This is a genomic window from Arthrospira sp. PCC 8006, assembly GCF_046480465.1.
GTDB classification, from domain to species: domain Bacteria; phylum Cyanobacteriota; class Cyanobacteriia; order Cyanobacteriales; family Microcoleaceae; genus Limnospira; species Limnospira platensis.
In genome coordinates this window covers 1-8,480 of the sequence record NZ_PKGG01000221.1, presented here as the reverse complement: position 1 = coordinate 8,480, position 8,480 = coordinate 1, and the positions used below count along the sequence as shown (strand labels likewise).

At 44.4% G+C, this 8,480-nt stretch carries 8 protein-coding genes; 2 read left to right on the top strand and 6 right to left on the bottom strand.

Going from position 1 to position 8,480, the window contains the following annotated elements; genetic code table 11:
- Positions 1-34: 34 nt before the first annotated feature.
- Together B9T16_RS22800 and B9T16_RS22795 are read right to left on the bottom strand one after the other, a co-directional pair.
- On the bottom strand, positions 35-1,036 hold the full coding sequence (locus B9T16_RS22800; protein ID WP_006619621.1) for an NAD-dependent epimerase: 1,002 nt from the start codon (positions 1,034-1,036) through the stop codon (positions 35-37).
- 244 nt (positions 1,037-1,280) lie between these two features.
- Positions 1,281-1,688: a hypothetical protein gene (locus B9T16_RS22795; protein WP_006619620.1), complete on the bottom strand. Its 408-nt coding sequence runs from the start codon at positions 1,686-1,688 to the stop codon at positions 1,281-1,283.
- A gap of 535 nt (positions 1,689-2,223) precedes the next feature.
- On the opposite strand from B9T16_RS22795, the gene B9T16_RS22790 reads away from it, so the two are divergent.
- Entirely contained in the window at positions 2,224-2,529 is a 306-nt protein-coding gene (locus tag B9T16_RS22790) for a YkvA family protein (protein ID WP_006619619.1), read from the top strand.
- Here B9T16_RS22790 and hrcA read toward each other — a convergent pair.
- The 4 genes from hrcA to B9T16_RS22770 form a co-directional block, all read right to left on the bottom strand.
- The gene (gene hrcA, locus B9T16_RS22785; protein WP_410245855.1) at positions 2,526-3,596 is read right to left on the bottom strand and encodes a heat-inducible transcriptional repressor HrcA; all 1,071 of its coding nucleotides are present in this window, start codon (positions 3,594-3,596) and stop codon (positions 2,526-2,528) included. The two genes, B9T16_RS22790 and hrcA, sit on opposite strands and share 4 nt — an antisense overlap.
- 211 nt (positions 3,597-3,807) lie before the next feature.
- Positions 3,808-4,152: a cytochrome c6 PetJ gene (petJ, locus tag B9T16_RS22780; RefSeq protein ID WP_006619617.1), complete on the bottom strand. Its 345-nt coding sequence runs from the start codon at positions 4,150-4,152 to the stop codon at positions 3,808-3,810.
- Between the two features lie 133 nt (positions 4,153-4,285).
- Complete coding sequence (rfbB, locus tag B9T16_RS22775) at positions 4,286-5,389, bottom strand: dTDP-glucose 4,6-dehydratase (RefSeq protein ID WP_410245854.1); 1,104 nt, start codon at positions 5,387-5,389, stop codon at positions 4,286-4,288.
- Positions 5,390-5,519: 130 nt separating this feature from the next.
- Positions 5,520-6,326: a tetratricopeptide repeat protein gene (locus tag B9T16_RS22770; RefSeq protein WP_410245853.1), complete on the bottom strand. Its 807-nt coding sequence runs from the start codon at positions 6,324-6,326 to the stop codon at positions 5,520-5,522.
- Positions 6,327-6,868: 542 nt separating this feature from the next.
- Between B9T16_RS22770 and B9T16_RS22765 the strand changes: the two genes are divergently transcribed.
- On the top strand, positions 6,869-8,480 hold a 1,612-nt coding region (locus tag B9T16_RS22765; protein ID WP_410245852.1), incomplete at its 3' end, for a CapA family protein.

The window sequence follows — 8,480 nt, the reverse complement described above, 5'->3', positions numbered from 1 at the left end:
ATATCTGTGACGGCGAGTCCTGTCTCCCATCCGGTTAAACACCATAATAGGATTTATACCAAGCCACAAATTTTTCTACTCCCACCTCTATGGGTGTACTTGGTTTAAATCCTACATCTGCTATCAATGAATCTACATTAGCATAGGTAATCGGCACATCTCCCGGCTGCATGGGAAGCATATTTTTCTGGGCTTTTTTCCCTAAGACATTTTCCAGGACTTCAATCAAGTACAATAAATTTACCGGTTTATTATTACCGATGTTATAAATCTGATAAGGGGCAGTGGTTTTCACTCCTTCAATTTCCGCTTGATTGCTTCCCGGTTGTGGGATTTTATCAATTACCCGAATTACTCCTTCCACCACATCATCAACATAGGTAAAATCTCGCTCCATATTACCATAGTTAAATACCGGAATCGGTTGGTCGGCTAAGATAGCTTTCGTAAAAATAAACATCGCCATATCAGGACGATACCAAGGACCATAAACCGTAAAAAATCTTAATCCCGTCGTGGGAATATGATACAGGTGACTGTAGCTATGAGCCATCAATTCATTAGCTTTCTTTGTCGCCGCATACAGACTAACTGGATAATCTACATAATCCCCTACCGAAAAAGGCACGGTTTTATTGGAACCATAAACCGAACTCGAAGAAGCAAAAACCAAGTGTGGGATTTGATGATGACGACAGCCTTCTAAAACATTGATAAACCCCACTAAATTACTATCAATATAAGCGTAGGGATTTTTCAGAGAGTAACGGACTCCGGCTTGGGCGGCGAGGTGGGCTACTGCCTCAAATTGGTGTTCGGAAAACAGTTTTTTTATGCCGACTTTATCGCATAAATCTAGTTTATAAAACGTAAATTTTTCTAAGGGTTTCAGTTGGGCTATCCGGTCTTCTTTTAAAGATACTGCATAATAATCATTGAGATTATCAATGCCAATGACTGTATCCCCCCTTTTCAATAAATGTTGACACAGATGAAATCCAATAAATCCCGCCGCACCAGTTACTAATATTTTCACGGTTTTTTATCCTCATTTATATGGGGGTATTTAGATTATTACAGATAGTCTGTGCTACTATTTGTGGGKGTTAGACAACGGATTTAACAATCAATTTATGGGGGGATTTTAGGCGATCGCATATCGTAGCCCCGATGATTTTAGGGCTAGTCAATAATTTTCACAAGATACCCACCCGACTACTGTTAGGTGGGTTCGGAGTCATCAATCAGTTGAGAGTTGAAACTTGCAACCAACAATTGATTTAGTCTAAATATCCCATCAATAGATCAGGATCATCAATGTCATTAGAAGCAATGGGACGGTTCATCACCATCGAAGAAATTTGTAATTGAGTGGCTGAAACCGGACGGTTAGCCATAGAACCAGTAGGATTTTCCGATTGAATAAAAGTTACTGAAGCTGCATGAACAGCCTTCCCAATAGGGCGTTTGGCGGTTAACATTCCCGCTATTTCAAATTGGTTGTGTCCCACCGGACGATGATTAACGATCGCCGAGGGTTCTGGGGATACTTGAATTTGAGTTGGTGCTGAATTACCTTCTGTCGAACTTGATTTACTAGCCACGTCTAATTTCTCCTTGAGAGTATCTGATTCAGGTACATTGTCAGCGTCAGCCACTTGAGTTTCAACTTCATCGGCTGGAGTCACTTGATTTTGAGGCTGATTATCTGTATCCTTTCTTGTATTGCTACGGGTTCGTCTACTTGTGTTCCTCCTATTTGAACCAGAAGAGTTAACCACCATAGTTAAATACCTTGTTTATCAAATGGAACTAACCCGCTGCCTCATGCTCAAATTGCCCGGGCAACTTAGTCGCTCATCTTCATTCTAGCGTTTCATGTTCCCGAATTACAGCCCTATTTTTAGGGATGCCGGGACTTAAAAATTTCACCACAGGTGCTGGTATTGTAAAATCTATCCGTGTATTTAGTAAAGAAGAGTTAACAAAAAATAACTTTTTGCAATCATAAGCAATAAAAATAAACAATTCACACCTATAGCCTGTGGCCAAAGTCCCCGGCTCGTCCCCTAGATATTAGGGCTCACCGGAATTCACCAAGATTCCCGAAATTCGATGGTGGTAACTCCCCTACATTAACGGTGGCAAATCTACACTGTTATGGGGCGGGATAATTTGTCAAGCTAGAATCATAAACAGATGAGTTAATTGTGTGTCTGAGGCATGAAAAATATTGTGCAGTCCTTTTATCTATGGTATCGCCAAACGCTCCGCCATGCGAAATATCGCTGGTTGCTAATTGGTGGGACGCTGATTTATCTGATATCGCCCATTGATATTGCCCCGGATTTTATTCCTGTGATCGGATGGATAGATGATGGTATCATTGCCACGATGCTGGTGACAGAAGTTTCGGCTTTAGTTCGGGAAAAAATCAAGAAACGCAAGGCTGATGACAGTACCTCAGAAGTTGGGGAAGCAACTGATGTTAAAACATCAGTGGTAGATGTAGCGGCACAGGAGTTTTAACTAAGGGCTTCGGATAAGTAATTAGCGGTCGCTTCGACAAGAGCGATCGCATTTTCGTAGACCATGCGAGTAGGTCCCAATATACCGACACTACCAATAGGCTGGGAATTTTGGTAATATTGAGCTGAGATGAGGGTGCAACTGCGGATGGGTTCGAGGGGGTTTTCCGAACCAATGCGGATATTTACCTGTTGCGAGGATTCTGGGGTAGCAAAAATCAGCGGCCAGAGTTGTTCCTGTTCATCTTCGAGCAGATGTAGAATAGTTTGGACTTGCTGAAGTTGTGAAAATTCGGGCAGTCGTAGGACTTCGGAAACACCGCTAACCTGAATCCTAGTATATTCTGGAGTTTGGTGGCGATCGCCTAAACTCTTGAGTAACTGTGCGATAAAATTACTATACTGCTGAAAGTCTTGGTCTATCTCAGTCCAGTCTAAAGTTGACAATTCAGCTAAAGCGAGTCCCCTAAGTTGGTGATTAAGAAAATTAGAGATAATTTGTAATTCCTGTTCTAATATTTCGGTATCGTCGCCGATATCCTCAACTCCCGGGGCAATTTCCATCAAAATGGACTGAGTTTGATAGGTATGAGTCACCACAACTACCATAACTTTTCCTGACCCCATAGACACCAGTTGCAAATGTTGGAGCCTTTCGGTCTGGGTTTGGGGCATAGTAATCAGGGAAATATAGCCACTGAGGGTAGAAAGAATTTGGGCTGCACCTCGTAGCACAGCCTCCAAACTACAACTATCAAAATTTAGCTGCTCCCGTAGGAGTCTAGCGACTTCCTTAGCGAGGGTATCAGAGGGAGTCATGAGGCGATCGACATAAATCCGATAGCCAGAGTCAGAAGGTACTCGTCCGGCGGAAGTATAGGGTTGATAGAGTAGTCCAGCTTTTTCCAAAGCCCCCATACCATTGCGGATAGTAGCGGGGCTGACATTGAGGTTATACTCTTGGGCTAAGGATTTTGAGCCAACAGGTTCTGCTGTCGCGATATAGTGGCGAACAGTTGCCCAGAGAATTTGTTGTTGTCGTGCGGTTAACTTGGATTGAACAAACATTGCACTAAAATTAAGTTACCGAACAATTGTTAACATTCAAGCTCTGCACATACTTTGACATACTTTCTCGTGAACCGCTAGGGAATAGAAAACAGAGGGGCGAAACTTTCCGGCTACAAGTCAAGAGTTCAAAACCTGACCCTTGGCCCGAAAGCCTCACCCCTAGGGGAAAGGTAGTCTAAACTGTTGGCTTCTGGTTAAGCCTCTGGACTTACCAGCCTTTTTCAGCTTGGTCTACAACATAAGCAGCAACGTCTTCGATCTGCTTGGGAGAGAGTCGGCCATTAAATCCAGGCATGGCATTTTTACCATTGGTGACTTGGTAAGCCACTGCAGCCACTGCATCGTCATCAAATCCTTTCAGATATTTAGCCAAATCAGACTTGCTGAGGGTTTTGTTAGCAACAATCACATTGCGTCCGCCCATGTGGCAGGCTGCACAGTTAGCAGAAAAAACAGAAGCGCCAGCGGCAACATCTCCAGCCAAAGCGGGACGTGGCAGTGCAAAGGTCAACAGAGCCACACCGAGTAAAATAACTGACAGCAGCTTTTTCAAAATCGTTCTCCTCTTCTTTAGGTTAAACAGACAGTTAAATGTCAACGGGTTTTATTTTACCGGAGTCTGCCCACTCCAGAAAACTGATCAACTGTTTTTTGTTTGAGATAGATGGGAGTTAGTAATGGTGGGACTAGGCGTAAACCTGTCGATAGTAGACTTGGTATTCTTGGGAGAGTAATGGTTCCCACCAATGGCGATGGGTAAGATACCAGCCGACGGTTTGTCGCAACCCTTCTTCTACTGTGACTAGGGGAGCCCATCCTAACTGGGTTTTGAGCTTGCTGGAATTGATCGCATAACGGCGATCGTGGCCGGGTCTATCTTTAACAAAGGTAATCAGGTCCATTGAGGGTTTAACGGGTAGGTGGTGGGAGGCTAGTTCGTCCATGAACCTACAGAGCATCTTCACCAGGTCTATATTGGCTACTTCGTTATTCCCGCCGATGTTATAGGTTTCTCCGGGTTTACCTCGGTGAATGACTACATCTAGGGCGCGGCAGTGGTCTAGTACATATAGCCAGTCCCGCACATTTTGCCCATCTCCATATATGGGCAGGGGTTTACCCAAGAGGATATTAATGCACATTAGGGGGATAAGTTTTTCTGGATAGTGATAGGGGCCGTAATTATTGGAACAATTGGTGATGATGGTGGGTAGGTTGTAGGTGTGATAGTAGGCACGCACTAGATGATCGCTACCAGCTTTTGAGGCAGAATAGGGGCTGTTGGGGGCGTAGGGGGTGGTTTCGGTAAAGGCGGGATCGTCAGGACCGAGACTGCCATATACTTCGTCTGTGGAGACGTGCAGAAACCTGTAATTCTCGGGCTGTTGGTGGTGGTTCCAATAGTGTCTAAAGGCTTCTAATAGGGTTAGGGTTCCGACAACGTTGGTTTGAATGAAGGCATCGGGACCGAGAATTGAGCGATCGACATGGGACTCGGCTGCAAAGTGGGCAATGGTATCGATCGCCTCTTCTTCTAGTAACTTGTCAATTAAAGTGCGATCGCAAATATTACCTTCGACAAACTTAAACTGTTCCTGGTGTTCTAAGGGGGCTAGGTTCTGGCGGTTTCCGGCATAGGTGAGGGCATCTAAAACCACGATGCGATCTTCTGGGTAAGCATTGCACCAGTGGTGGACAAAATTTGAACCAATGAATCCCGCCCCCCCAGTGACTAGAACCCGACGAGGATACAAATTTTCACTACTATCGTAGCTATATTGAACTGCCAAAGTGTTTTCCTCCAAACAGTCTTCAGGACTGGTGCTAACTGTGATCAGTAAGTATATTTTGATAGATGGCAACTATTGTATCTTGAACCTAGTGGTTAACCATAGCTCACCAATACATCTGATCACTGGATTATTCAATGCCTGTTGATTTATCGATGTTCTCCTGGGTCTCGGCTTCTCTTTGGCGATCGCCCATAGCCTGCCACCGGGACAAAGCCTGGTTAAAATAATCTAGGGCCTGTTGTCTGTCCCCTGAAGCTAAGTAGGCTAGACCGATATTATTGAGGGTTTGAGCCTCCCCAGATAGATATCCGACGGATTGAGAAATTGATAAAGCCTGCTGGTAATACTCCAAACCACGGGGGATTTCCCCTTGGTCTACATAAACTCCACCGATATCATTAAGTATATTAACTTTCCGATAAGGTTCCCCTATGTCCTCAAAGATAGATAGGGCTTGCTGGTAATAGTCTAAAGCTGGGGTGGTTTCCCCCATACTTAAGTAAACCTGACCGATACTGTACAAGGTGTTAGCTTTACCAAACCCCGGAGGTAGCCTTTGCTCCTGTGGCGAATCGATGACATCCCACATTGATAGGGCTTTATTTAAATAATCCAGGGCGGGTTGATTTTCTCCTAATTCCCAGTAAGCCACACCAATAGCGGCAATAGTGACAGCGATCGCAAAAGAATCTTCCATCTGCTCTAATAAGGGAATCACCTCCTCAAATTTAGCGATCGCCTCCCGCAATGCTTCTGATGTTCCCTGCTTACCGAGGAAAATACCCTGTTGCAATAATTGGTTCACCTTCTCCTCTGGGTTCTCCTGAGCCACCTGCATTGGTAAAGGAATAGATAGGATTTCCGCTCCCGAGGCGCTTAGTCTCGGCAAAACTACCATCAGCCCCATTGCTAAAACCTGAGTCAAATTAATCATAATTTCGTCCGCCTATCAATTTTTTGCCACCATATCTTGACATACTCCCCTGTTTAGAAAAGGGGGGATTCTCCGGTAAAACAGCAACCGCCGGCTTAACCCGTCTTACGTCGCCTTCCCGGTGCGCGGTTGATATCCCAACCGCTTTAATGTTTTTACTGCCATTGTTGTCACGGTCGATCAGGTTTGCTCAGGACGGACCAGCAGGCCAAAGCGCGAGTCATAAGACAGTGAAATACTCAAACCAGATTAGATGGTTGAAAGCTAGGGTGACGATCGCCACAAATCGCCACAATTAGATAAACTTCAACCCTACCCCATGTCTCAAGCATAGATGGTCCGTGATTAAAAATGCTTGTGGAGACGATCTGGCGGGGGTTCAACAATTAACTTTGTTGGCTCTAGTTAAAAGTCGGTGAAGTAAGAATCCCCGGTTATAATCTTTGATTTAACGAGGGAGTGTCAATTAAGATATAAGATATCCTCAGAGTTACCATTCAGCAGGGGAGTTTGACAAGCAAGTGGTGTCAGGAGATCTGTCAGTGAGTCAGCAAGAAATTCTTAGGTCTGCCTATCAGGGAGATCCAAAAGCGATCGCAATTTTACTCAACCAAGCCTTGAAACCTAAACAGGTGCAAGCGCATCTCACTCTGGAATATGATCATCTCTATATTACCCTAGAGTCCCCGACAATTCCCGACCAAGCTGCATCTGTCCGTGTGATTCACAAGGGACTAATGCGCCTTCAGCCTCCATCTATCTGGTGTGTTACTATTGCGGCACAATTAGGCGATGATGATAACCCAGCTTGGATTGAGACTCTGGTACTAAGGTCATCACCTGTGGTAGTAACTCCGGTGACTAATAACGTGCCGGTTATCCCTAAAAATTCTCCCGTTGCCGACCCTAAACCTCCTCAAAAAACTAAGACTTCCCCCGCACCTAAGACTCAGGAAAAACCCAGGACTTCTGGGAGACCTAAAACTCCGAAGAAAACCACAAAAGTGGCGACGGCTGCCCCGGTAATATCTCAAGCGGCTACTGCTGAAATTTCTCCGACTTCGGCAAATTCGGCAACTCCTAAAACCCCGAGATTTCAATTTAGACGGCCTAAATCTTTGTCGGTAGTGGGTTATATGACCCTGGCAATTTTGCCTTTGTCTGGGTTAATTATAGGTGCTAAATGGGATAGAGTTTCGGCATCTTTGGCAACTATCCCACCCACTTTTGCTACGGCTTCTCAAGCGGTGCTGGAACAACTCCCCCAATTACCTAATTTCTCATTTGGATCTAATGCTGAAAATCCTCCGAAGGTTGATCCATCGGTGACTCAGGCGACTATTGAACAGCTCCGAAATATATCTGAGTTGACTATTTCATCACTACGGAATCCCATTGATCCTGATATGCGGATTACGATTAAATCGGTGGGTGATATTATTCCGGGAACGAATTATCCTTACAATAAATTACATCCCAACAAGCAGGTATTATTTGCAGGAGTTAAACCAGCTTTACAAGATGCTGATATAGTCTTTGGTAATTTTGAAAGTACCCTAACTAACTATCCTAATAGCGCTAAAAATGTGGGTCGTGGTATGGTGTTTGCGTTTCGGACTCCGCCGGAATATGCGGCACTTTTAAGGGAGGCTGGATTTGATATTTTGAGTGTGGCTAATAATCACTCGTTTGATTTTTTTGAAGCTGGGTTTAAAGATACGATCGCTAATATTGAAAAAGCGGGAATGAAGGCGGTCGGCAAAAAAGGTCAGATTGTCTATCATGAGGTGAGGGGTGTAAATGTGGCATTTATAGGCTTTAGTTATTTTAATTATCATAATAATATGAATGATTTGGAAGCGTCGCAAGCCTTGATTAAGGAAGCGGCGGACAATGCGGATATTGTGGTGGTTTCTGTACACGCGGGGGCGGAAGGTACTGGGGCTTTACGCATTCAGAATAGAACCGAATATTTTTATGGGGAAAATCGCGGTAATAAGGTATTATTTGCACGCACAATGATTGATGCTGGGGCGGATTTGGTGTTAGGACATGGCCCCCATGTGCCGAGGGCTTTGGAATTATATAATGGTAAGTTGATTGCTTATTCTTTGGGTAATTTTTTGGGATATCGCACTTTATCAACTCGGTCGG